General features: G+C 64.7%; 22 protein-coding genes and 2 pseudogenes. 10 read left to right on the forward strand and 14 right to left on the reverse strand.

Features of this window, described 5'->3' with window-relative positions:
• Both KK488_RS01955 and serB read right to left on the reverse strand, forming a co-directional pair.
• Entirely contained in the window at positions 1–339 is a 339-nt protein-coding gene (locus KK488_RS01955; protein WP_214621431.1) for a GFA family protein, read from the reverse strand.
• A 72-nt stretch (positions 340–411) separates the two neighbouring features.
• Positions 412–1,308: a phosphoserine phosphatase SerB gene (serB, locus tag KK488_RS01960; protein ID WP_214621432.1), complete on the reverse strand. Its 897-nt coding sequence runs from the start codon at positions 1,306–1,308 to the stop codon at positions 412–414.
• On the opposite strand from serB, the gene miaA reads away from it, so the two are divergent.
• The 7 genes and pseudogenes from miaA (at position 1,307) to ilvC (ending at position 7,899) form a co-directional block, all read left to right on the forward strand.
• A complete protein-coding gene (gene miaA, locus KK488_RS01965; RefSeq protein ID WP_214621433.1) occupies positions 1,307–2,236 on the forward strand; it encodes a tRNA (adenosine(37)-N6)-dimethylallyltransferase MiaA in 930 nt (309 codons plus the stop codon). The genes serB and miaA overlap by 2 nt on opposite strands.
• Positions 2,237–2,659: 423 nt before the next feature.
• Positions 2,660–3,691, forward strand: a pseudogene (locus KK488_RS21210) (alkaline phosphatase PhoX); the annotation flags it as partial.
• A gap of 57 nt (positions 3,692–3,748) precedes the next feature.
• Positions 3,749–3,847: pseudogene (locus tag KK488_RS21760) on the forward strand (PEPxxWA-CTERM sorting domain-containing protein); the annotation flags it as partial.
• 287 nt (positions 3,848–4,134) lie between these two features.
• Complete coding sequence (locus tag KK488_RS01975; RefSeq protein ID WP_214621434.1) at positions 4,135–5,880, forward strand: acetolactate synthase 3 large subunit; 1,746 nt, start codon at positions 4,135–4,137, stop codon at positions 5,878–5,880.
• Positions 5,881–5,884: 4 nt separating this feature from the next.
• The gene (locus KK488_RS01980; protein ID WP_214621435.1) at positions 5,885–6,250 is read left to right on the forward strand and encodes an LSm family protein; all 366 of its coding nucleotides are present in this window, start codon (positions 5,885–5,887) and stop codon (positions 6,248–6,250) included.
• Between the two features lie 20 nt (positions 6,251–6,270).
• Positions 6,271–6,783 carry an acetolactate synthase small subunit gene (ilvN, locus tag KK488_RS01985; RefSeq protein WP_214621436.1) on the forward strand — a complete coding sequence of 171 codons (513 nt, stop codon included), beginning with the start codon at positions 6,271–6,273 and terminating at the stop codon, positions 6,781–6,783.
• Positions 6,784–6,879: 96 nt separating this feature from the next.
• Complete coding sequence (gene ilvC, locus KK488_RS01990; RefSeq protein ID WP_214621437.1) at positions 6,880–7,899, forward strand: ketol-acid reductoisomerase; 1,020 nt, start codon at positions 6,880–6,882, stop codon at positions 7,897–7,899.
• Positions 7,900–8,023: 124 nt separating this feature from the next.
• Here the strand turns inward: ilvC and KK488_RS01995 are convergent, their stop codons facing one another.
• Complete coding sequence (locus KK488_RS01995) at positions 8,024–8,515, reverse strand: mismatch-specific DNA-glycosylase (protein WP_214621438.1); 492 nt, start codon at positions 8,513–8,515, stop codon at positions 8,024–8,026.
• A gap of 462 nt (positions 8,516–8,977) precedes the next feature.
• On the opposite strand from KK488_RS01995, the gene KK488_RS02000 reads away from it, so the two are divergent.
• Positions 8,978–10,072 carry a glycosyltransferase gene (locus KK488_RS02000; RefSeq protein WP_214621439.1) on the forward strand — a complete coding sequence of 365 codons (1,095 nt, stop codon included), beginning with the start codon at positions 8,978–8,980 and terminating at the stop codon, positions 10,070–10,072.
• Positions 10,073–10,329: 257 nt separating this feature from the next.
• Positions 10,330–10,974 (forward strand): YceI family protein, encoded by a 645-nt coding sequence (locus KK488_RS02005; protein WP_214621440.1) that lies wholly within the window; start codon positions 10,330–10,332, stop codon positions 10,972–10,974.
• Here the strand turns inward: KK488_RS02005 and KK488_RS02010 are convergent, their stop codons facing one another.
• Genes KK488_RS02010 through KK488_RS02040 form a run of 7 tightly spaced genes read right to left on the reverse strand, consistent with a single transcriptional unit; the run spans position 10,975 to position 19,290 of the window.
• Positions 10,975–12,735, reverse strand: coding sequence for an MFS transporter (locus KK488_RS02010; protein ID WP_214621441.1), 1,761 nt, complete (start codon positions 12,733–12,735; stop codon positions 10,975–10,977).
• Positions 12,719–13,483: an FkbM family methyltransferase gene (locus KK488_RS02015; protein WP_214621623.1), complete on the reverse strand. Its 765-nt coding sequence runs from the start codon at positions 13,481–13,483 to the stop codon at positions 12,719–12,721. Before KK488_RS02015 ends, KK488_RS02010 begins: the two co-directional genes overlap by 17 nt.
• 2 nt (positions 13,484–13,485) lie before the next feature.
• Positions 13,486–14,637 (reverse strand): glycosyltransferase family 4 protein, encoded by a 1,152-nt coding sequence (locus tag KK488_RS02020; RefSeq protein WP_214621442.1) that lies wholly within the window; start codon positions 14,635–14,637, stop codon positions 13,486–13,488.
• Positions 14,634–15,959, reverse strand: a complete 1,326-nt coding sequence (locus tag KK488_RS02025; protein ID WP_214621443.1) for an MATE family efflux transporter — start codon at positions 15,957–15,959, stop codon at positions 14,634–14,636. Before KK488_RS02025 ends, KK488_RS02020 begins: the two co-directional genes overlap by 4 nt.
• The gene (locus tag KK488_RS02030; RefSeq protein WP_214621444.1) at positions 15,956–16,696 is read right to left on the reverse strand and encodes a methyltransferase domain-containing protein; all 741 of its coding nucleotides are present in this window, start codon (positions 16,694–16,696) and stop codon (positions 15,956–15,958) included. Before KK488_RS02030 ends, KK488_RS02025 begins: the two co-directional genes overlap by 4 nt.
• Positions 16,697–16,743: 47 nt before the next feature.
• Positions 16,744–17,883 carry a glycosyltransferase gene (locus KK488_RS02035; RefSeq protein ID WP_214621445.1) on the reverse strand — a complete coding sequence of 380 codons (1,140 nt, stop codon included), beginning with the start codon at positions 17,881–17,883 and terminating at the stop codon, positions 16,744–16,746.
• A 45-nt stretch (positions 17,884–17,928) separates the two neighbouring features.
• Positions 17,929–19,290 carry an exopolysaccharide biosynthesis polyprenyl glycosylphosphotransferase gene (locus KK488_RS02040; RefSeq protein WP_214621446.1) on the reverse strand — a complete coding sequence of 454 codons (1,362 nt, stop codon included), beginning with the start codon at positions 19,288–19,290 and terminating at the stop codon, positions 17,929–17,931.
• A gap of 166 nt (positions 19,291–19,456) precedes the next feature.
• Between KK488_RS02040 and KK488_RS02045 the strand changes: the two genes are divergently transcribed.
• Complete coding sequence (locus KK488_RS02045) at positions 19,457–20,146, forward strand: CDP-alcohol phosphatidyltransferase family protein (RefSeq protein ID WP_214621447.1); 690 nt, start codon at positions 19,457–19,459, stop codon at positions 20,144–20,146.
• Positions 20,147–20,150: 4 nt separating this feature from the next.
• On the opposite strand, the gene wecC is transcribed toward KK488_RS02045, so the two are convergent.
• The 4 genes from wecC to folP form a co-directional block, all read right to left on the reverse strand.
• Complete coding sequence (gene wecC / locus KK488_RS02050) at positions 20,151–21,446, reverse strand: UDP-N-acetyl-D-mannosamine dehydrogenase (RefSeq protein ID WP_214621448.1); 1,296 nt, start codon at positions 21,444–21,446, stop codon at positions 20,151–20,153.
• Positions 21,430–22,506 (reverse strand): non-hydrolyzing UDP-N-acetylglucosamine 2-epimerase, encoded by a 1,077-nt coding sequence (gene wecB / locus KK488_RS02055; RefSeq protein ID WP_250890018.1) that lies wholly within the window; start codon positions 22,504–22,506, stop codon positions 21,430–21,432. Before wecB ends, wecC begins: the two co-directional genes overlap by 17 nt.
• Positions 22,507–22,861: 355 nt before the next feature.
• Positions 22,862–23,530 carry a cupin domain-containing protein gene (locus KK488_RS02060; RefSeq protein WP_214621450.1) on the reverse strand — a complete coding sequence of 223 codons (669 nt, stop codon included), beginning with the start codon at positions 23,528–23,530 and terminating at the stop codon, positions 22,862–22,864.
• A gap of 95 nt (positions 23,531–23,625) precedes the next feature.
• Entirely contained in the window at positions 23,626–24,777 is a 1,152-nt protein-coding gene (gene folP, locus KK488_RS02065) for a dihydropteroate synthase (protein WP_214621451.1), read from the reverse strand.
• Positions 24,778–24,821: the final 44 nt, after the last annotated feature.

Genomic DNA, 24,821 nt, shown 5'->3' on the forward strand with positions numbered 1-24,821 from the left:
TCAATTATCCGCGTTGTTGAACTTCCTCACCTCGATGGTGCTTTCATCGAAATCATCGAGCAGCCGTGCGTTGACGCCCATCTTGCCAAAGTCTTCCCCGAGAGACTCCCAGTGGGTGCCGCAACCGCAGACCGGGCAATGGTGGATGCCGATCATTCGATCGCCCCAGATATAGGCCGTCGTTTCGCCTGAAATCTGCACTTGTTCCGGCGGGAAATAGGCTACTCGCCATGCGAGCCGGCGACAGAGCGAGCAATTGCAGTCCGCAACCCAGGTTGGCGGATCCGGCACCTCTATCCGCACGTTGCCGCAGTGACAGCTTCCTCGGACAACAGCCATGCCGACTTGTATTCGCCGGGTGAAATATCCGCAAGGTCGTCGCCCCACTATCCGCTATAATGACACGGCGATTTAAGCTTCCGCCCAGTCCTTCCGCGCAATGCCGAGCGCATGCAGCAAGGTGCTGAGATCCCCTCGTTCGATCGCCACATCGGCGGCAGCGCGGGTCTTGGGCTTGGCATGATAGGCGATGCCCAGTCCGGCCGCCTGAATCATCGGGATGTCATTGGCGCCATCGCCGATCGCGATCGCCTGAGCCGGCGCGATGCCCAGCGCCGCGATCGCGCCGAGCAGTTCCGCCCGCTTGCGGGCCGCATCCACGATCGGCTCCGCGACCGTGCCCGCGAGCTTGCCGCCCGCAATGTGCAGCACATTGGCGATCTGGATCTGGAAGCCGATCTCCTGCCCGACCGGCACGGCAAAAGGCATGAAGCCACCCGAGACAAGAATGGTGTGTGCGCCACGCGCGTTCAGCGTCTGCACCAGCGCCTTGGCGCCGCCCATCAGCCTCACGCGCTCGGTGCGGCATTGCTCGATGACGTCCTCGGCCAGCCCCGCGAGCAGCGCCACGCGCCCGCTCAGCGCCTCGGCAAAGTCCAGCTCGCCGCGCATCGCCCGCTCGGTCACCTCCGCGATCTGCGCCTTGAGCCCGGCATAATCGGCCAGCTCGTCGATGCACTCGACGGTGATCATCGTCGAGTCCATGTCGGCCACGAACAGCCGGCAATCCCGGTTCGCGCGCGCGATCACGAAAATGTCGGCCTGCAGGTCCAGCGCCTCCAGCGCCGCCCGCGCCGCGCCGCGATTGCCCGAGAAGGGCAGGTCCACGGCCTCCCCCGCCTCGATCCAGGCCGACGCACCCACATCGAGCCCGGCAACCGCTAGCGCATCACGCGCCGCGCTCACGTCCCCCTGCCCAAGTCCGTCATGGGCGACTAAGGTCGCGATCATGTCTCTACCGACTGCCATGTCCGATCCTGAAAAGCGCGACCCCGAGCGGCCGACCGTCGCGCTTATTGCCGGGCCGACCGCCGGCGGCAAGAGCGCAGTCGCCCTACGCCTGGCGGAACGCCACGGCGGCGTCATCATCAATGCGGACGCGAGCCAGGTCTATGCCGATCTTGCCGTCATCACCGCCCGGCCGCCGCGGGAAGAGCTCGCCCGGGCACCGCATCGGCTTTTCGGCCATGTTGACGGTGCGGAGGATTATAGCGCCGCCCGCTGGGCCGCCGAAGCGCGCATCGAAATCGACGCCGCGCACAAACAGGGCAAGCCCGCCATTCTCGTCGGCGGCACGGGCCTCTATCTCGATACGCTGCTCCAAGGCATCGCACCGGTTCCGGAGATAGATCCCGCCATTCGTGAGGCCGTCCGCGCACTTCCGGTGGCGCAGACTCATGCCCTGCTCGCCACGGAAGATCCCGAAGCCGCGGCGCGCCTGCGCCCGAGCGACACGTCCCGCGTGGCCCGGGCGCTCGAAGTTATCCGCTCAACCGGTACGCCCATTGCGCAATGGCAGGCGCGCCGTGAAGGGGGCATTGCCGGCCTCATGCCGATCCGTGCCGCGGTGATCATGCTTCCGCGCGATGTGCTGGCCGAGCGCGCTGCGCAACGCCTTACCCAGATGCTCGCAGGCGGGGCACTGGAAGAGGTTGGCGCCCTGCTTGCGCGCGATCTCCCGGTCGATCGTCCCGTTCTGCGTGCGATCGGTGTGCCCGAGCTGCGCGATGTGATTGCCGGCCGCCTTACCCTCCAAGAGGCGCAGGCTGCCATTCTTGCCGCCACCCGCGCCTATCAGAAGCGGCAGATCACCTGGGGGCGCAATCGCCAGCGCCACTGGATCAAGACCGAACCGGATGCGCTCGCGGGTCTGGCCGATTTGCCGGCGATCCCATGACGTTGGGAAGTCGCCCTGGATCGGCTGATTCGCCTCCGTTGCGCAGGTCAATGCCGCGAAAAATTAAATTTTGTTAATAAAGTCGTAAAAACATCATTTTTGGACGGCATAGGAACGGGGCTTCGGATGGGAGTCCGGGGCATGAGCTAACTCTCGTTCAGACCTAAACTGGGGATCATCATGAAAAATCTTCGCACTCTGGCGCTTTGCGCCGGCTGTGTCGTGCTGTCTGGCCTTTCGGCGACCAGCGCGCAGGCTACCATCGATTTCACGCCGCTTCCGTCCAGCGCTACGGTCGGCTCGCTTTCGGCGGACCAGCCGTTCCTGCTGCCCAGCGGCTGGACCCAGCAGACGCTGTTCACCAACCAGGAGAACGGCCTGTGGCGCGCCGGTGCCAATCGCAACGGCAACTCCAACTTCGACATGATCGTGCAGAACGAGACGGGCCCCAACGCCGGTCGTTACCTCTTCACGGTCAACGAATCGACCGGTGGCGGTCTCGTCCGCTACGACCGCGTCACCGATACGCCGGTGCAACTGCTCGAAGGCAGCCTGAATGGCACGAGCTACCGGTCGCTCGACCCGGTGCGCTGGACGCCCTGGGGCACGATCGTGATCGGTGAGGAAGTCAGCAACGGTCGCCTCATCGAAATCACGAATCCGCTCGCAGCACCCGGTTCCATCGTCGCGATCGATCGTCCGAACATTGGCCGCACCTCGTGGGAAGGCCTTGCCTGGGACGCGCAGGGGAACGCCTATTACCAGGACGAAGACAATAATGGCGGCATCTACAAGTTCGTCCCCAGCAACTCGGCTGCCGATTATGATCCCAACGATCCCAGCACCAGCCCGCTCGCCGGCAAAGGTCAGATCTTCGCGCTCCGCATCAATTCGGGCAACACCGAACAGCGCGAAGGGGTCGCCGAATGGGTGGCGCTGAACAATCCCGACGGTACGCCGATCCCGGGCATCACTGACCCGACCGTCAATGCGCGGCAGGCCGCCGACCAGGTCAGCGCCACCAACTATCGCCGCCCGGAAGACATGCATCTGGTCATTCGCGATGGTAAGGAATATCTCGTTGTCGCGGCGACCACGGCCGACAACGGCACCAGCCCGGGCCGGCATCACGTCTATTCGATCGACCTCTCCAATCCCAATGCGCCGCAGGTGCGTTCGTTCGTCGATGACTATGTCACGATCGATCAGGCGACTGGTCTGCCCGTGGATGCGTCGTCGAACATATTCGCCAATCCTGACAACATCGCGTTCGACCAGTTCGGTGACATGTGGATCGTCGAGGACAACGAACCGGGTGACATCTGGAAGACCACTTGGAGCGGCAATCCGGGCGTCGCGGCAACCATTGCTCGCTTCGCCAGCCTGGCGTCGCCTGGAGCGGAACCGACGGGCCTCTACTTCGACATCAACAATCCCTACATTGCGTACGTCAACGTTCAGCACCCCAGTGACGGTGTGGATCGCATGATCCAGTTCACCTTCACGCCGCAGGTGCCGGAACCGGCCACGTGGGCGATGATGATCGGCGGCCTTGCAATGGTCGGCGGTACCTTGCGCCGCCGGCGCCGGGTGAACATCAGCTTCGCCTGACCTGCCTGCTGCCTGCAGCACACAAAACGGCGCCGTCGGCCGCAAGGCCGGCGGCGTTTTCATGCCTCCAAGTCATGCGTCGGATGCGACGATTGCGCCAAGCCGGGCGCGAGCGGCAGCATCACCCCTGACCGAACCAAGCATGAAATGACGAATTTTTGCCTAATAATTGTAATATTAGTACGACATTTCATATTGACATGTCATTTAATAACACATAGTGGCGCCGGCCTTGCCAGCGCCGCGGCTTTGGACCATGGCGCGCACGACAATTCAGGGAGCGTAAAGTGGCCGAGAAAAGCGGCGCCGACATATTGGTCCAGTGCCTGATCGACCTCGGCGTCGATACCGTCTTCGGCTATCCGGGCGGCGCGGTGCTGCCGATCTACGACATGATCTACGAGCACCCGACGATCAACCACATCCTCGTGCGCCACGAGCAGGCGGCCGCGCACGCTGCCGAGGGCTATGCCCGCTCGACCGGCAAGCCGGGCGTCGTGCTCGTCACCTCCGGCCCCGGCGCAACGAATGCGATCACCGGCATCACTGATGCGCTGATGGATTCGATCCCGATCGTGGTCATCACCGGCCAGGTCGCGACGCATCTGATCGGCACGGACGCTTTCCAGGAGGCCGATACGGTCGGCCTGACGCGGCACTGCACCAAGCATAACTATCTGGTGAAGGATCCGGCCGAGCTTGCCCGCGTGGTTCACGAGGCGTTCCACATCGCCACCTCGGGTCGCCCCGGCCCGGTGGTCATCGACATTCCCAAGGATGTGCAGGTCGCGACCGCGCCTTATGAGAAGCCCGTGCTGAACGCGCACCCGAGCTATCGCCCTCAGGTCGAGCCGGACGCCGACGCCATCGAAGCGACCGTTGACCTCATTCTCAAGGCCGAGCGGCCGATCTTCTACACCGGCGGCGGCATCATCAACAGCGGTCCCGCTGCCAGCGAAGCCCTGCGCACGCTCGCCGACATGACGGGCGCTCCGGTCACGTCCACCTTGATGGGCCTCGGCGCCTTCCCCGCCTCCTCGCCGCAATGGCTGGGCATGCTGGGCATGCACGGCACTTATGAGGCGAACTGGGCGATGAACCGCGCCGACCTGATCCTGTGCCTCGGCGCCCGGTTCGACGATCGCGTGACCGGTCGACTCGATGCCTTCGCGCCGCACAGCAAGAAGGTGCATGTCGACATCGATCGCAGCTCGATCAACAAGATCATTCCGGTCGACGTCCCCGTCGTCGCCGACGTCGGCCGCGCCATCGAGGCGATCATCGCCCGGCTGAAGACGCACGGCTTCAAACGCACTGGCTATGCCGACTGGTGGGCCCAGATCGAGCATTGGCGCGCGAAGAAGAGCCTCGATTATGCCGAACCCGGCACCGAGATCATGCCGCAGCGCGCCATTGCGGAGCTGTTCAAGGCGACCCGCGGACGCGACACGATCATCACGACGGAAGTCGGCCAGCACCAGATGTGGGCGGCCCAGCATTTCCACTTCGATGGCCCCAACAAGTGGCTGACCTCGGGCGGCCTCGGCACGATGGGCTATGGCTTCCCCGCCGCGATCGGCGCGCAGCTCGGCAATCCCGACGCCCTTGTCATCGACATTGCCGGCGACGCCTCGATCCAGATGAACATCCAGGAGCTGGGAACGGTCATTCAATATGACCTGCCGGTGAAGATCTTCATCCTCAACAATGAATATATGGGCATGGTCCGCCAGTGGCAGGAACTGACCTATGAGAGCCGCTACTCGCACAGCTATTCGGACAGCCTGCCAGACTTCGTGAAGCTCGCCGAGGCCTATGGCTGCAAGGGAATCCGAATCGAGGGAATTCAGGAGCTTGCCCCCGGCATTCAGGAGATGATCGCACATAAGGGGCCTGTCGTCGTGGATTGCCGCGTCACCAAGCTCTCCAACTGCTTCCCGATGATCCCCTCGGGCGCGGCGCATACCGACATGCTGCTTGATCCGAGCCAGGTATCCGGCACGATGGACGATGAGGCAAAGGCATTGGTGTAATGACATGAGCAAACCCGTTCGCTTCCGCGTCCATGTCAGCGAGCCGTTCGATTTCGAGCGGTGGAACGAGAGTGCCGATCTGTTCGGCACGAGCGCTGACTGCCAAAACGAAGAAGCGGACGAATGGATGATCGAGCTGGAGGGCTGGTTTCGCTTCAACGAAGCCGATTATGATGTGGTGCTGGTCGCACCCCGTTATGTCGGCGAGCATCTTTCCCGCGTCTTCGACAGCATCCTGGGCTTCCCGGTCCGCATCGCGCATCGCACGCCCGATGGCTGGCACTTCGCCATGGCCGGCATGCTGTCGCAAGCGCCCTCGCCGCCCGAGGAAAACGAACAAGACGATGACCAAGATTTCGACGAACTTTAAGACGAGCAGGACCTGATTTGATGCATATCCGCCTGGAAGACAGCGAGCGCCACGTGCTCTCGGTCACGGTCGACAACGAGGCCGGCATCCTCGCGCGCATCGCGGGCATGTTTTCGGCGCGCGGCTACAATATCGAGAGTCTGACCGTCGCGGACGTCAGCCCCGATCACAGGATCAGCCGCATCACCATCGTGACCAATGGCCCGCCGCGCGTGATCGACCAGATCATTGCCCAGCTCGACCGGCTCGTCCCGGTGCACCAGGTGACGGACCTCACCGACACCGGCCCGTTCGTCGAGCGCGAACTGGCGCTGGTCAAGGTCTCCGGCAAGGGTGACAGCCGTATCGAGGCGCTTCGCCTCGCCGATGTTTTTCGCGCCAAGGTGGTCGATACGACGCTGGAAAGCTTCGTGTTCGAGATCACCGGGCCAACCAGCAAGATCGATACATTCGTCAGCCTGATGCGCGAGCTGGGACTGGTCGAAATCGGTCGCACCGGCGTGGTCGGCATGCTGCGCGGTGTCGCCGCCTGAAATTTGTTCACCGTCACCCCAGCGAACGCTGGGGTCTCATCCCGCACAAGATCCCAGCTAGCGCTGGGATGACGCTTAAAAGAAGGGTTTAGGGAAATGCGTGTTTACTACGATCGCGATGCCGATATCGGCCTCATCAAGGGCAAGAAGGTCGCCATCCTCGGCTATGGCAGCCAGGGCCATGCCCATGCGCAGAACCTGCGCGACAGCGGCGTTGCCGAGGTCGCGATCGCGCTGCGTCCCGGTTCGGCCTCGGCCAAGAAGGCCGAAGGCGCCGGCTTCAAGGTGATGGCCAATGCCGATGCGGCGAAATGGGCCGACGTGCTCATGATCCTTGCGCCCGACGAGCATCAGGCGGCGATCTGGGAGAATGACATCAAGGGCAATCTGCGCCCCGGCGCCGCGCTCGCCTTCGCGCATGGCCTCAACATTCATTTCGGCTTGATCGAGGCGCCGGCGGATATCGACATCATCATGATCGCGCCCAAGGGCCCGGGCCACACGGTGCGCAGCGAATATCAGCGCGGCGGCGGCGTCCCCTGTCTCATCGCCGTCCATCAGGACGCGACCGGCAATGCCCATGACATTGCCCTCTCCTACGCCTCGGGCGTCGGCGGCGGCCGCTCGGGCATCATCGAGACCAACTTCAAGGAAGAGTGCGAGACCGATCTGTTCGGCGAGCAGGCCGTGCTGTGCGGTGGCCTCACCCATCTGATCCAGGCTGGCTTCGAGACGCTGACCGAGGCGGGCTATGCCCCGGAAATGGCTTATTTCGAGTGCCTGCACGAAGTGAAGCTGATCGTCGACCTCATGTATGAAGGCGGCATCGCCAACATGCGCTACTCGATCTCCAATACCGCCGAATATGGCGACATCACCACTGGCCCGCGCATCATCACCAGCGAGACCAAGGCGGAGATGAAGCGCGTCCTCGCCGACATCCAGGCGGGCCGCTTCGTCAAGAACTTCGTCCTCGACAACCGCGCCGGCCAGCCCGAGCTGAAGGCCGCCCGCAAGGCCGCCGCAGCCCATCCGATCGAGCAGACCGGCGCCCAGCTGCGCGCCATGATGCCCTGGATCGGCGCCAACAAGCTGGTGGATCAGGACAAGAACTGACCTGAAACTCCTCCCCGGCATGGGGAGGCGGCAGTCCGAAGGACTGACGGAGGGGGCTCAGCGCAGCGCAGCGTGGCCCCCTCCACCGGCTTCGCCGGTCCCCCTCCCCGTGCCGGGGAGGAATTTACCTGCCCCGCACCATCACCGCCAATTCCTCCCAAACCCGCCTGTCCCAATAGCGCCGCCCCGATCCGGACGGCGACGGCAGCACGAACAGCCGCGTCCCGCCAATCCGCTCGCTCTGTTCGCCCAGCGCAATCCGCCCGGTCGGCCGGCCCAGCAATGCGCTCGCCCCCGCCTTGCTGGTAAAAGCGAGAAGATCCGGACGATGCAGCAGGATCTTCTCGCGCAAGGCCGGAATGTCGAAGGCATCGCCGGGCAGTTCCGCATCATTGCCGAAATGGCCCTTGGCGAGATCGGTGAGGCCAATGCGGTGATCGAGCAGCCGGGCATAGTCGCCCGGCGCAAACCGGTCCGGAGTCAGGCCCACCTCATGCAGGGTTCGCCAGAAGAGATTGGTCGGATTGGCATAATAAGCCCGCGCCTCCGCCGATTTGCGCCCAAGCGCGGTGCCGCAGAACACAAGCCTGAGCCCCGGCGCGAGCAGATCGGGCACGATATGGGTTTCCGGTAAAGGTCCGAATTGGGGAAGCAAGGGCATTGCGCAAATGTAAGATGCACACCCGCCAATAAAAGCTGCGAAGACACAGGAGCCCAGGGGGCATCGTGGACGAATTCGAACGGCCGCTATTCGCCGGGCGCTTCCCTAAAGCGGCCCGTCCGGACACGACGACTTTTCGGACATTTAGTTCCTCCCCGAGCTTGTCTCGGGGAGGGGGACCACCCGAAGGGTGGTGGAGGGGAAATGGACCGGCCTTCCGCCTTCGGCGGCCCCTCCACCGCTTCGCGGTCCCCCTCCCCAAGACAAGCTTGGGGAGGAATAGATGCGTCAGCTTCCGAATCGCGGAAGCCCGCTCAACCCTCGGCGACTCATAGAGATGCGTTGAGAATTGCCCGCCCTCGCACGGTGACTTTCGCTTGCGCAACACCAGCCCCCAATGTCAGGACGGGTCCGACCGTGCCCGCCAACCACATCCTCATCCCCATCCATGATTTCTCGGCCGGCGGCACCGAGTTGATCGCTTTTCGCCTCGCGCGGCTGTGGCTCGCGGCGGGGCGACGCGTCTCGATTCTCGCCGGTGCCGGCGACGGCCCGTTGCGAGCCCGCGTCCCCGAAGGCGTCGAGGTCCACATTCTCTCGCCCGAGCGCCCGCGCTCGGCGCTCTCGCGGCTCCGCCTCGGCCGCCCGATGGCGCTCGCCGCACGCGCGATCGATCCCGATGCCGTCTTCATTCCCGGCAATTTCCATTTCATGCTGGGGCGCGCCTTGCGCGCTGCCCTGCCCCGCTCGGCGATCGTCGCCAAAGCCAGCAATCCGGTCTGGTCGAGCGATTGGATCCCACCGGCCGTCGCCCGCGCGTTGGTCCGCCAGGGGACGAATGGCATTGATCGCATCATCGCGATGGCGCCTTCGCTCGAAACCGATGTTGTTCGCTATGTCACGGCGGACCGGGTCGCGGTGATCGACGATCCCTTTCTCGACGACGAGGCAGTCATCGCCGCCCGGTCCGCCGCGTCCGGGAGTGGGATGCGCCTGCTTACGGTGGGGCGGCTTGAACCCCAGAAGGATCCCCGGCTTGCGGTCTCGACCCTCAAGGCGCTCCGCGCGCAGGGCCATGATGCAAGCCTCCTGGTCCTGGGAGGTGGCCCCATGCTGGCCGGCCTGCAGGAGCAGATCGCCCGCGATGCTCTTGGCGATCATGTGACGCTTGCCGGTTATGTCGCTGATCCGGCCCCTTACTATCGCGCCGCCGACATGCTGCTCATGTCCTCGCGTTTCGAGGGCGTGCCAGCGGTCATCGGCGAGGCGTTGGTCACGGGGCTGCCCTTTGTCGCAACCGATTGCTCGCCCTGGCTTACGGCGCTTGCCGGGAATCATCCGGCGCTGGGTACGGTCGCCATGGACCGCTCACCGGACACGCTGGCTGCTGCGGTGATCGAACAGGCGCGACGCCCCGCCCCATCGGTCGCGCAGATCGAGGCGGGCATTGGCGCGCATCGCATCGGCCCAGCCGCCGGGGCCTATCTGCGGCTTTTCGACAGCCTGATTTAACCTGTCCTACAGCCCCGGATTCATGCCACGGTCGGCCATGAGCCTGATCTGTTCGCGATATCGTCACCGTCTCCCGCGACGAACCGGGCAAATGAATAAAAATGTTTACCCCGTGACTTTCGTGAACTTCGACCGAAAATCGCGCGCCCTTGATCTTATTCGCGCCGTTTCACGAAGGCTGATGACAGAATCAACCCGCACGCTATGGTTGCCGCCGCCGCCCCCAAGACCGGCAGAGTCGAACAGGAGACCCAGACATGCGCCTCATTCACGCCGCCCTCCCCGCCCTGCTCGTGACCGGCCTCGCCGGTGCCCTGATCGCCCAGCCCGGTGGCGGTGCACCGGGCAAGCCGGATCCGTCCGTCGTGACCGCCGGCAGCTACACTGTCGATCCCGGCCATACGCTGGTGAAGTGGCAGGTCGACCACCTCGGCTTCACGCCTTATTTCGGCTTGTTCGGTAGCGTGACCGGCTCGCTTACGCTCGATCCCAAGAATCTCTCGGCTGCGAAGGTCGACGTAACGATCCCGGTGTCGAAGGTGACCACCGCCAGTTCGGGCCTTACGGCACATCTGCTCAAGCCGGCTGCCGAGGGCAAGCCCGCCGACTTCTTCGGCGCTGCTCCGGCTGACGCCAAGTTCGTCTCGACCAAGGTGACTGCCAACGGTACCAGCGCGACGATCGACGGCAACCTGACCTTGAACGGCGTCACCAAGCCGGTCACGCTCCAAGCCAAATTCTATGGCGCGGGCAAAATGCCGGCCATGATGGGCGGCAAGGAAGGCCTCGGCTTCACGGCGACCGGATCGATCAAACGCAGCGACTTCGGCGTGGGCTATGGCATTCCGATGGTCAGCGACCAGGTCGATCTCGAGATCGTTGCCGGCTTCAACAAGAATTGATCAATCATGCGCGCCGGCCGGTGTGGCAATCACCGGCCGGCCGCAGCCGATCGCCGCCATATGGTCGCGGCGCTGTTGGATATACTCGCTGCCCGCAAAACGCGGCACGACGGGATGGACGCCCAAGGGCCAGAACTGGCTCCGGTCCATGATCGCCACGCGCTTGGTGGCACATAGCCGGTCGATCTGCGCCTCGCTGAGCATCTGCAAGGCGATCACCGCCGGACGCGCCAGCCGACCCTCGTCGAACCGGACGAGATCGGTCATGTAGTAGCCGCCCCTGATGTCGACGAGCACGACATCGGCATCGGCAGCCCGGATCGCCGCCATGGTCCGCGCATAGCCGCGCACATAGCCCTCGCTGTCCTGAACGAGCCACAGGCCTGAGAGCAGCGAGAAGATGGCAGCCGCGGCAACCAGGCGCATCTGCCTGCCGCCCTCCGGCACCACGGCGCGCCAGCCCAGACCCGCCAGCAGGCACAGCGCCCCCATCTGGCCATGCATGTAGCGAAAGCCCCAGCCATAGCCCTGGTAGAGCGCCAGCCCCATCCCGATCAGCACGCCGAGCAGCAGCGGCACGGCGATCGGCACCTCGCGAAGCAACCCGCGCCAGCGCACCGCGAACATCGACAGCCCCGCCAGCGGCAGCAGCATCAGGTTGTTCCAGCCGACCAGCCGTGCATTGTTGAGCAGCGGCTGCCACTTCTCCAGCCGCCCGAATAGGCTTTGCAGCTTGTCGAATATCCCGTTGGTACGATGCGCATCGCTGGGGGGGGCTGCGCCGACCAGTTCGGTGAGCGCCATCGGCCAGAGCCGCGCCCAGATGATCATCATCGCCACCATCACCAGCGCATGGAAGGCGGCCCCCCCCCAGCGCCGGTTCGCCGCCATCCACAGGATGAAGGGGCCGATAAACAATAGCGGAAAATGCCATTGATGCAGTCCCGCCGCCAGCAGCGCGACGATCGCCGCCATACCGTGCCCCAGCCTGTCCCCGCGCAGAACCAGCGCCAGCCAGACCATGTTGAAGGCGAAATGGCTGGTCATCGCATAAGGCGTCATCGCCGTCGTGACGAGCTGGGCAGACGTCAGCGCCATGATCATGACGATCATCACCGCGTCCCGCCGATCCGGCATCAGCTTGCGCGCGACATGCCAGAGAGCAGCCAGCCCGGCGGCCAGCGTGACCGGCGCGGCGAGATCGGCGCTACCGAGCCAGCCAAACAGAGCACGAATGGCCGCGTGAACTGGGAGGTAGATAGCTGTCCAGTGCGTATCCGCACCGTATGGGCTGTAAAATTCCGGCATCAGCGCACGCCGATATGGAATCCACTCCGCCGGAATCGACCAGCCGATGTGGCCGTCTGCAAGATAGGCGCCGGCGAGCTCGACCATGACTTCATCGCGCGATGGGCTGTAGCCGTGGAAGACGAGATTTCGGCCCAGCCATGCGACGAGCATTGCGATGGCGATGCCAGCCGCGATTGGCCAGTTCCCGCCAGCCCGAGCGTGCGGACTCCCGTCCGGCCGCCGCAGCGCCAGAGCCCAGAGCGCGAGGCCGGCAAGCGCCAAGGCCTGCATATCCAGCACCCACATGTCCTGCCGCGCGAAGAAATATTCGGCGAGACCGCGAATCCTAACATCCCGAATGTGCCACAGCCATGCGCCCAGGGAGAGCGCAAGTATCAGCGCTGCCCCGAGCGAAAGGGCGATCGGCAGCGCGCGTGACAGGCCGCCAGCCCGATCAGACGATGGGAACATTGCCGCCCAGAGTCAGCTCCGCGCGGACGAAAAGGCCGTCCAGCTCGACCAGCAGCGGAAAATGGCCCTTGTTGTTGGCGAAGATGGCATTGGGTACGAAGCCAGCCTCGGCCAACAGCGCGATCATCGTGCGATAATCGGTCGCACCTGCGTAGAGGGGCCGGACCGCTAGTTCGGTCTGCACGCCAGTCATGTGGCGGAGCACCGCGCTGGCGCCCGAGCAGACCTGCGCATCATGGCCCTGCGTGTCCATCTTGAGGAGGAAGGCGCGGGCATCCCGCGCCGGCATCAGGTCAGGCAGCAGACTGTCGAGCCGCGCGCAGGGGACGCGCACGGTCTCCGTCACCCGATTGCGTTCGGCGAAGATCGCCTCCAGCCCCTGGTCGGGGCGATTTAGCGAACTGAACTGGTCCGCTGCCATGATGTTGAACTCGGCCTCGCCGTCGCGGTCGGACAGGGCGATGTTATAGACATGCCAGTTGCTGTCCTTGCCGGCCGCCCTTTCGAGCGCGGCGCACACGACAGGATTGGGCTCGAAGGAAAGGATCGTCCCCCCAAACTTCACATCGCGCCGGAGCATCGTCGCATATTGCCCAGCGTTGGCGCCAACATCGATCACGCAATCGATCGCGAAATGGGCGATGAAACGCCGCAACGCGACGATCTCGCCGTATTGATGCTGGCGACCAGCCAGACCAAGACGAACGGCCAGCCAACGATCGCGCAATTCGCGGCGATAGCGCGCCAAACTCATATCCGCGCCTCGAATCGGGCTATCGCGTCGAGATAGGCATGCTCGGTCTGCTCCGCTGCCCTGTCCCATCCATCCATTGCGGCGCCATAGGCAAGCGCAGCCCTCCCCCGTGCCTCGCGCAAACCTTCATCCAAGAGCAGCGAGCGAAGTTTCTCGGTCAAGGCCTGGGCATCGCCGGCCGGGAATCGCGACGCCACATCCTGCGGAATTTCCCCGAACATGCCCGCGTCGCTGGTCACCATGGCCGCGCCATAGCGCAGCGCTGAGAGGAAGGCACCGCTCGAATCGATCGCCCGATAAGGAAATGCGAGAATGTCTGCCGCACGCAGATGCGCATCGAGCCGATGCTCGGTCAGAAAACCCAGATCGGTGATCAGACGATCGCCCAGACCGCCCCCCTGAATGGCTCCGAGGAAGGCCTCGACGGGCATGAAGGGCTTTCCGGAGATCGCCAGCTCGAAGTCGAGGCCCTCGCGCCAGAGCGTGAGGCATGCCTGCACCAGCAGGTCGAGCCCCTTGTAGGGCCGGATCGTGCCGAAGAAGAGAATCCGCGGGCAATTGGGCTTGGGAACGGCCGCGACGTCCTCCGCCGCCGCCTCGCGCAGGCGCATCGGCGGGTGCTGCACGATGTGGATGCGCTCTTCCTCCAGCCCCTGTGCCAGCAGAGCGTCACGAGTCTGTTCCCCATGGACGATCAGCGTGTCGAACTGCGTCAGAAGTGCGCCATAGCCGCGACCCTGTGCATTGCTGTCTCCGTGAAAGGGCTGCGCATTGTGGACAGTGTGGACCAGCGCCACGCGATCCCGCAGGCGACGCAGCAGGCGGGCATCGGCTGGCGCGAACGGCAGCCACTGGAAGTGCGCGATATCGCCCGCAAGGGCTTTGAGCGAGCCAACGCGAACGTCGATCGCATAATCCAGAGCCTTGGCAGCTTGACCGATCTTTCCTTCGCCAAGCAGCGGGCGCAAGCGCTCGCCGATGGAGAAAAAGCGCGCCTCGTACCGATAGCGCTTCGGCACGATCGCATCGGTCGAGCGCATCGGACGGCCAAGCAAAGTGACATCATGGCCCCGGGCAGCAATCGCCTCGCACAGGCCGTCGTCATAGCGCGCAGTGAACAGTGAGGGGTCGATCATCGCCACTTTCATGACGTCGCTTCCCCGCCAAGGCGGGCCAGCATCCGGCCATGGACGAGCGCCAGGACGAGATGGACCACGGCGTAGAGCGCTATGAAGGTCATGGAGAGACTCCAGCCCCAATGCTCCTGTAAGGCCGCTGCCAGCGGCGCGCTGAGCAGGCTGCCGATCAGAAAGGCGAAGGATGGTCCGACGAGAGCACCGAACCGGCCGAGGCCATTCTGCAGATAGACCGAGACACAGATCACGCTGAGACCAACCAGAAGCACCGAAATCATCACCAGCTCAATCCATTGTATCGTGATGTTTCCGGCGAATATGACGTGTGACAGCGGCCGGCCGACAAGTACAATTCCCGCAGCCGATGCCGCGGCCACGAGCAGCATCCAGCGCAGGCAGCGCACCAGTCCGGCGCGAAAGGCGGCGATGTCGCCGGCGAAATAATCCCGCGTCAGCCCCGGTAGTGTCGTTTCGATCAGGGCGCGGATGACGGCCGAAAGGGCTCGCGACGTCTTGAAGGCAAAATCGAACAGGAGGAGCGGCCGGGCGTCGTGTGTCGCCGCAGCGATGGTGAAATAAGGTGCATTATAGGCAGCCACGTCGAACAAGGTCAGTGCCCCAGTCCGACCAAAATCCGCAAGATAGTGCGCGCGGACGTGCGCGGCGCCCCGCCCCGCAGCAAGCCACTGCGCTGGTGTCATCGCAAGCGAGCGGTGGACGATAGCCAGTCCCACGACCAGCAAGCAAAGCGCAAGTGCGAGCTGCAGCACGACGGATTCCAGGATCGGCAGCCCGGCAAGCGAAGCGAAGAGCAGCGCGATGCCGGTGAAGCGGCGCACGAAATCGAGCCCTTCCCACCAGAGATTATGATCGAGCGCTGCGAGGGCCCGGCGCGCGAGGATGGCCAACAGATTGACGGCACTGACGCCGTAGAAAGCGATGAAGAGCGCCGGATGCGCCGTCGGGATCAGCCGCGCCAGGATGGCCGCGCCGATCAGGCACGCCCCGAGCGCGATGATGCCGGCCATCAGCCAGAACAACGCCACGATCTCCTCGCTGCGGAAACTCCCCTCGCCCGCAATCCGGTCGCGACGTAGGCGGCTATAGGCGATCGAGGTCAGGCCAAGCTCGGCAGAGACCGTGAAATTGGCAAAGGCGATGAGCAGCAGAAAGGTCCGGAACTCGCCGATCGGCAGCAGGCGCACGAACACGAATGTAACAACGAAGCCCCAGAGCATCGCAAGAGCAACATTGCCAAGCTTGGCGAGACCGAGCAGGCCGGGAACGCGCTCCAGCCGTCCGGCGAGCGCGACCAGACCGCCGCTTGCGCTCATGCCGGGCGACGGGCCCGGAACAGGGTGTCGGCAAGCGCCATGCGACGCACCTGATCGGCTGGCAGCGCGGCCGCGTCGATAATTTCGATCTCGAAGCCTGCCGCGCGGATCCGCTCGGCAAAGTCGCGGCCATATTGGCGGACATGATCCCATTGGCCAAAGCGCCGCTCCCGCTCACGCCCGGAAAGGTCGCGCGGGCCGTCCTCGCTCGGTTTCTCCCACAACGGCACCAACAGCCACGCCTCGCCGCCCGGCTTTAGCGCGCGCAGGACATTGCGCAGCACCACCGCATCGTCCGGCACATGCTCCATGACATGGCTCGCATAGACCCGATCGAACCGTGCCTCGTCCGACATGCTCATGAGATCAAGCTGCTGCATGCCGGGAACACCGTATCGGTCAGGATCGATATCGGCCGGAACATAGTCGCCCGCGCCAGCATAGAAACGTTGGACCAGACTGCCCTCGTTCGGCGCGCAGTGGAGGATTGCCGCGCCATCGGGGATCGTGATCAGACCAGCGTCGAGCAGCGCATGCATTAGCCGTTCGCGGGGCGAAGCGCCGCACCGGATGCAGCCCCACTCACGCTCCGCACCATAGCGGAAGAAACCGGCAACGTCATGCCGGCAGGCAGGACAATGCCAATCCTTGTGCGCGCCCAGCGCCGCGCGCGCGGCGAGCATGCTGCGCGAAAAATGCTTGCCAGCGGCCTTGAGAATGCGCTGCGAGGTGATCATCATGCCAGCCTATAGCGCGCCCGCACGATTGCGGAAGTAACAGTTGGTCAATTTCCGTCGCGCGATTTGGCCGGCACCCAGATGGTGAAGGTCTGCCCCCGCATGGCAAGGAGGATGCCTTTCAGCGTCGCGACATAAGCCAGTCCCATATCGATGATCGCCGCGATCGGCCCACGCCGCGCCATCAGACCAAGCATCAGCAGAATGATCGCGGCCGCACCGAGGGCGATAGCGGCGATGGGATTGATCGTCCAGGTGAGCGCGAATCCCGCGCTTCCCCCGATCGCCATCCAGGCCGCGCCGAACCAGCGCACGATCTTGCGCGAAGCATATTTGAACCGGTCGAGCGCTCTCATGCGGCGCAGTTGCGGGCGCAGATAGCTATGCGTGTGCCAGCTGCGCGCCGCGATACGCACCTTGCGGCGATATTCGTCCTCCCGCCGCGCCACCATCATCTCGCGGGCGATCACGTCCTTCGCCTTGATCAGCCGCTTGCCGGCGAAGACGACCGACATGGAGACAGTAAGATCGTCGAGCACGCTGTCAGGAAAATCCGGATAGAGCGCGCGCCGGATCGAGAAGATCGAGCCGTCCGCGCCCATCACATTCCCGCAGCGCGATTCCAGGTCCTTGAGGCTTTCCTCCATGCGCCAATACAGCGCGCCGACCGATGCGGACGCACTACTGTCCGTGCCACCATAGCGGAGCGAGCCGAGCACCCCGCCGACGGCCGGATCGGCATAGTAAGACAGGAGCCGATCGATCGCATCCTCATCGAGCAGGACATTGGCGTCGGTGAAGATGAGGATGTCGGCGCTGGCCCGGGCCGCCAGCTGTTTCATACCATGCGCCTTCCCGCTGCGACCAGGGCCGCGGACGAGCGTCACGGCGTCACTTGCCTGCACGAGCAGGTCGCCTGTTCCGTCGCTCGACCCGTCGTCGAACGCGAGGATCTCGAGCGCGTGGTATCGGGCCTTCAAGGTGCGCAGGTTTCCGATCTTGGCGGGCAGCGAAGCCGCCTCGTTATAAGCGCAGAAAAGCAATGAGGCCGGAGGGGGTGAGGTCTCGGTCTGCCGCATCACCGGGCGTTCGGGAATCATTCGCAGAATCAGCGGATAGAAGAGGAACGGCCACAGGAGGAGGACAGCGCTCAGCAAAATCAGCGCGACGAGCAGAAGTTGGATCATCTCACCCGTTCTTTCTGTTGCAGCCGCAGAAACGAGCAGGCCTCCTCAAAACGCATTGTCATGCGCCAGCACCCCCAGCGTCGCGACGATGATGCGCAGGTCGCGCCAGATCGACCAGTTGGTCACATATTCCAGATCGGACTGCAGCCGGTTGATCAGATCCTCATGTCGGTCGGTCGGGCCGCGATGGCCGCGCACCTGCGCGAGGCCGGTCATGCCGGGCTTGATGCAATGCCGTGCCCAATAGCGCTCGTCGACTTCCCAATAGAGGCTGTCAGCGGCTTTGGCGGCGGGTGCGTGCGGGCGCGGGCCGACGATGCTCATGTCGCCCTTGAGCACGTTGAGGAGCTGGGGCAGCTCGTCGATGCTGGTCCTGCGCAGGAAGGCGCCAACGCGGCTGACGCGGGGATCGTCCTTCTCCGTGAGCTTGTCGGCTGCAGAGTCGGTCAGCGCAGTATGCATTGTGCGGAACTTGAAGATCATGAACGGTCGCCCATCCTTGCCGATCCGCTGCTGGCGGAAGAAGACCGGGCCAGGACCGGAGAGCTTCACCGCGATCGCCGCGGCGACAAGCACGGGTGACAGCACCAGCACGGCCGGCACGCCGATCGCCAGGTCGAGCAGGCGCTTGACGATGCGGTCACGGAACAGGAGCGGACCGCCGGCCACCACGATGGTGGGATGATCGTCGAACGCGCTGACCTTGGCGGGCGCGAAACGGCGAAGCTCGGGCACGAGGATCTCGCCCTTGGCCGACAGTGCCGTCAGCGCGATTCGCCAAGCCTCGATCCTATCGGGCGGGCAAGCGACCACGACACGTTCGGCGCCGCCCACACCGTGGGCGAGCCGCTCGGCCATGCCGGCATCGCGCTGCGCGGGATCGACGCCGATGGCAGCGGCATCGATCCGCCAAGCCTCGCGTGGCGTCTCGATATCGACCCCATCGACCAGCAGCACAGTGATATGCGGCACCTCGCCCAGTAGCGCGATGCCGATCCGCTCGATGAGCAGGCGCGCGATGTAGAGGCTCGCCGCCGAAATCAGCAAACCGACGAGAAAGGTGAGACGCGAGAGCTGCTCGGCGACCTTGCCCAGATAGACGATGATCAGCATGAGCATGGCTGCCTGCGCCAGGCTCCAGATCGCCTTGGCCGCACTTGCCCGGCGATTGCCGATCATGCGGATGCCATAGACACCGCCATTCACGGCGATCAGCGTGTAAACCGGCGCGATCATGGCGAACATGACCAGGCCATGGGGCTTGCCCGGCTCGCCGGTCAGCGAATGCAACACAAGGATGTTAGCCAGCGCGAATCCGAGCCCCAGCACCATGATGTCGATGAGGATGCTCAGGATATAGAGGCGCAGGCGCGCCACTTCCTTGGACGGCGCTGGTTTCGCGGTCATGGCCCGCGCGCTATGCGGGGGCGTTGGAAGCGTCAATGACATTGTTGCGCCGGCGGTCCGCCAAAACTGCTCCAATATCGGCCACAGATGCACCATCCGTCCCAAACTCTGTGACAGATCGATGAAAGCTTGTTGATTACGATTTCATGACGGTCGATAAGCGCCCATGCTTAAACCACCTTTTCCAGCCGCCGCACCCATTCAGCGCGTTCAGAAAAACCTTCTCGCGGTACCGGAACGACGATTGCTGAACTGGCTGTGCAGCGTCCTCCCGGGCTGGGTAACCCCCGATTTGCTGACAGCTGCGGGCGTGCTGGGCGCGATCATGACCTTCGTGGGCTATGCCGCAAGCGGCTTCAGCGTTGCCTGGCTGTGGCTGGCGATCGTCGGCTATGTGGTGCAATGGTTCGGCGACTCGCTCGACGGCAGCCTCGCGCGGTTCCGGCGGATCGAACGGCCCTCCTACGGCTATTTCATCGATCATAGCTGCGACGGGCTGGTCACGTTGCTGATCCTGGGCGGCATGGGGTGCAGCCCGTTCGTGCGGATCGACGTGGCGATGCTGACCGTCACCGGCTACCTGCTGCTCTCCATCCATTCCTATCTCGCCGCGCGGGTGATGGGCGAGTTCAAGCTTTCCTACGGCATTGGCGGGCCGACCGAACTGCGCTTCGTCCTCATCGGCCTCACCCTGGCGATGATGGCCAGCGGGACGCGGCACGAGCCCATCCCGGGCATTTCCGGCTACGACATGTTCGTCGGCGGGGTCGGCGCGCTGTTCGTGCTGATCTTCATCGTCCAGACGCTGGTTACCGGCCGCCGCCTGCTGGAGGCGGAGCCGGGCAACCCGCTCTAAGACCTCAGCCGACCTTGCGCAGTCCCGGCTCCCTGGCCGGGGCCGGCTGATCCGGCCACATACCGCGCGTGTCATAGACGGCCTTGTCGACGCGCTCGTCGACGGGCACCGACTTGAACACATCATGGTCGACCAGCACAATGAACACAGCGCAATCCTCGATGGCGTCGTCGATATCGATCAGCGATGCGCCGGTTCCGACGAACTCGGCGGGCACGCCCTGGGCATAAGGCTCGACCAGCTTGATGCGCGGGCCATAGCGCTTGGCGAGGCGATGGGCGACTTCGAGCGCGGGTGACTCGCGGAAATCGTCGATATTGGGTTTGAAGGCGAGCCCCAGGCAGGCGATCCGCGCGCCGGGATGCTCGTCGATCAGTTTGCTCGCCTGCTCGACGACATAGTCGGTCTTGGCGAGATTGACCTCGCGCGCGGTGCGGATGATGCGGGCATTCTTCGGGTCGCCATGGACGATGAACCAGGGATCGACCGCGATGCAATGGCCGCCCACGCCCGGGCCGGGCTGGAGGATGTTCACGCGCGGATGACGGTTGGCGAGGCGGATGACCTCCCAGACGTCGATGCCCATGCCGTCGGCGATGACCGAAAGCTCGTTGGCGAAGGCGATGTTGACGTCGCGATAGCTGTTCTCGACCAGCTTCACCATTTCCGCGGCGCGCGCGGTGGTGGTGATGCATTCGCCGCGCACGAACTTGCGATAGAAGCTCAACGCCTTGCGGGCGCAGCGCGGGGTGATGCCGCCGATGCAGCGGTCGTTGTTGACGAGCTCGATGAGAATGCGGCCGGGCAGCACGCGCTCTGGACAATAAGCAATGGAGACGTCGGCGCCATTCCCCGGCAGGCCGGGCATCTTGAGGTCCGGGCGCAGCTTTTGCAACTCGTCGCGCATCGCCTCGGTCGTGCCGACCGGCGACGTGCTTTCGAGGATGACGACATTGCCGGCGGCCAGCACCGGCGCGATCGTGCGGGCGGCGGCGAGGACATAGCTGATGTCCGGCGCGTTATCCTCGCTGACCGGTGTCGGCACGGCGATGACAAACACGTCGGCCGGCTCGACGCTGAGCGAGGCGCGCAGCGTTCCGCGCGCCACGACGCCCTGGACGAGGCCGTCCAGATCGACTTCCTCGATATGCACCTTGCCGCTGTTCACCGTGTCGACGACATGCGGCGTTACGTCGACGCCCAGCACCGACATGCCCGAGCGGGCGATCAGCGCGGCGGTCGGCAGGCCGATATAGCCGAGGCCGATGACGGCAACCTTGGTGTCATGCTCGATGGGCATCCGATATGATCCTTGCAATTCGGGCGGCCGCCTGGCCGTCGCCGAAGGGATTATGGGCGCGCGCCATGGCGCCATATGCTGTCTTATCGTCCAGAAGCGTGAAAATTTCAGCAACGATGCGGGCGCGATCGGTGCCGACCAGCCTGGCGGTGCCGGCGGCGACGCCCTCGGGCCGTTCGGTCGTCTCGCGCATGACCAGCACGGGCTTGCCGAGCGAGGGCGCCTCCTCCTGCACGCCGCCGCTGTCGGTCAGCACGATCTCGCAAGCGTCGAGCAGGCCGACGAAATTGGGATAATCGAGCGGCTCGATCATCGCGACATTGGCGAGGCCGGCGAGCGCATCGTCCATGACCTTGCGGACATTGGGGTTGGGATGGACCGGGAAGATGACGGCGACGTCGTCGCGCTGGGCGATGTCGCGGATGGCGCCGGCGATATTGGACATGCCGTCGCCGAAATTCTCACGGCGATGACTGGTGACGGCGATGATCCGCTTGCCAGCGAAGCAGGACGTGATCGGGCCGATGTCCGCGGCGAGCGCGGGCGTCTCGCGGATGCGGGCCTGGGTGGCGAGCAGAGCATCGATCACCGTGTTGCCGGTGACGTGGATGCCGGCCACGTCGCGATTTTCCGCGCGCAGGGCATCGGCGGCCGCCTCTGTCGGCGCGAAGTTCATGTCGGCGATGCAGGCGACGACGCGGCGATTCACCTCTTCCGGCCAGGGATGATGAATGTCGCCGCTGCGCAGGCCGGCCTCGACATGGCCGACGGGAATCTTGCGGTAGTAGGCGGCAAGGCTCGCGACCATCGTGGTCAGCGTGTCGCCATGGACGAGGACGCGATCCGGCTTCTCGGCGTCGAACGCTTCGCCGAGCGCAACGATCAGCCGCGCGGTGAGCGAGTCCAGCGTCTGGTCGGGCTGCATGATGTCGAGATCGATGTCCGGCACGATGCCGGCAAGCTCCAGCACCTGATCGAGCAGGGCGCGATGCTGGGCGGTGACGCAGACGCGGGTCTCAATGCCCGGCGTCGCGCGCAGGGCGTGGACGACCGGAAACATCTTGATCGCCTCGGGCCGCGTGCCGAAAACGACGATGACTTTCTGCGTGCCCACGGACCCATCTTCCCCTGCTGGTCACCCGCCGTTACTGCGGGAATGTGAAAGCCGCGTAAAGCATGTGCTCGACGGCCGTTTTCCGGCAATCTGTGACCTGACGGCATCCTTCCAAAGCCAAGAGTCCAACCGAAGTTCACGAAGGTCACGGCGAAAACAGATTAAATTCCCTCCTTCATACGAGTCGACGCGACCGGTCACGCTCTGGCTTGGGGCCAGCATGGTTCGGTTTCAGCGATGTAGGACAGCGTTTTTTTTGGCTGAGGATGACCGCCTGGTCGGGTTGGACGCGGACGATCCGCTACCGGGCGCGATCCTCGAAAAGCTGCTTTTCGCACGCCCCTTGCGGATGCCAATGGTCGATCAGGGTGGTAGGCGGCTGGCTCGCGTCATGAAGAATGAGCGCGAAGCCTTTCCGGGGCACTGTCCCGATGGCCATGAGCAGCATCGGCGGCCCTGCCCTGATCACCAGACTATTGCCCGGCCCTCGCCCAAGCTGGACGCCATCGGGAGTCTCGAGGCAGGTGTCGCCGCTCACGGCATAGAAGGCTTCCGGGCCGGAATGGACATGCAGTGGCGCGGTTGTGCCCGGCTCGAAGATCGAGCGGAGATACTCGGCCGCATAAGTGGCGGCCGGCGTCACCGGCAGCGGACCGATGACGGAATGCTGCTCGCCTCCCCTGGACCGCCATTGTTTGGTTTCGAGCGTGAACAGCCATGTCGATCCGAATGCCTCGGTGACTACGCTGTTCGCCACCGCGGCGCGTTCAGCGGCCATTTTCGTCGGGAAGCGGTCGATATGCCAAAAGACCTCGCCGGAAGGTAGTGTCGCCAGAGGCTTGTGGGCCAGCAGACAGGCGGGGCCGGTCTTCTCTTCCGGCTCGCATGGGCGCGCCGTCGCCTGAGCCTGCACCGCCGCCGGGAAGGCAACCGCCGCGAAGACCGAGAGGATGATCAGCAAGCCCCGCATTGCATATCTCCCTTAAGAGTATGAAACATGAACATTTCTGGCGACTGCCGCAAGAGCTGTCGGCGAGAGGTCCCCTCTTGTCGTTCGTCTCCCGGTCAGCCGGCGACCAGCGCCGCGTCTCTCAGGCCGCGCCAGACGCGGGCGGCCTGGACGCTCTCCTGCACGTCGTGCACGCGCACGATCTGGGCACCTTGCTCGATCGCCCTGAGCGCCAGCGCCACCGAGCCGCCGAGCCGCTCGGGCACCGGCGCGCCATCGGTCAACGCGCCGACCATCCGCTTGCGGCTCGCGCCGAACAGGATGGGCACGCCGAGGCCATGATAGAGCGCGAGATTGTTGACGATGCGGGTGTCGTCCTGCAGCGCCTTGCCGAAGCCGATGCCGGGATCGACGATGATCTTCGCACGGTCGACGCCGGCCGCGACGCATGCCGCGATGCGCGCTTCCAGCCAGTCGAACACGGCAACGTCGATGCTCGCGCCGCCGACGGCGCCGGCCTTGTACCTGACGGCGCCGCCATGTGGGTCGTCGCCGGCCGAGGGGCTGTGCATGAGGATGACCGGGCAGCCAGCCGCCGCGACCACCTCCAGCCCGCGCGGGTCATGAGTGAGGCCGGTCACGTCGTTGACGATCCCCGCCCCCGCCGCCAGCGCGGCCTCCATCACTGCCGCCTTGCGCGTGTCGATCGAGACGATGATGCCGCTGCGGGCGAGGCGCTCGATCACCGGGACGGTACGGGCGATCTCGTCCCCTTCCCAGACCTGCGCGGCGCCGGGCCGGGTGGACTCGCCGCCGACATCGACGATCGCAGCGCCGGCGAGTTGCATGGCGAAACCGGCGTCGGCCGCGCCTTCCGGATCGTCGACCAGCTTGCCGCCGTCCGAGAAGCTGTCCGGCGTCATATTGAGGATGCCCATGACCTGCGGCGTGTCGAAGCGCAGCACGCGCTCGCCGAACGTCAGCGCCGGGCGGGGCGCGGACAGGCGTGCCACCAGGGTGGCGGCGCGCTCGCCCAGCGCATCCGGCAGGCGTGCCTGCCAGACATCAAGCAGGCCGAGCGGCACCTGCGCCTTGCCGGCCTCTCCATCCGGCGCGATCCAGCGCGCCTCGACGGCCTGGAACCAGATCAGCCCGCCCGCCAGGCGCCGGAAATCGCTCTCGGCAAGGCCGACCGGCGTGTCGGCGAACCAGATCGGGCGGAGATAGAGGCTGGCGCCCGGCTGTGGGCTGGCGAGTGCGTCGGTCATCGACGCCTCCTAATGCATGGGGATCGGCGAGGAAACCGCTCCTT

Origin of the sequence: Sphingobium nicotianae, assembly GCF_018603885.1 — a bacterium.
Lineage (GTDB): Bacteria > Pseudomonadota > Alphaproteobacteria > Sphingomonadales > Sphingomonadaceae > Sphingobium > Sphingobium nicotianae.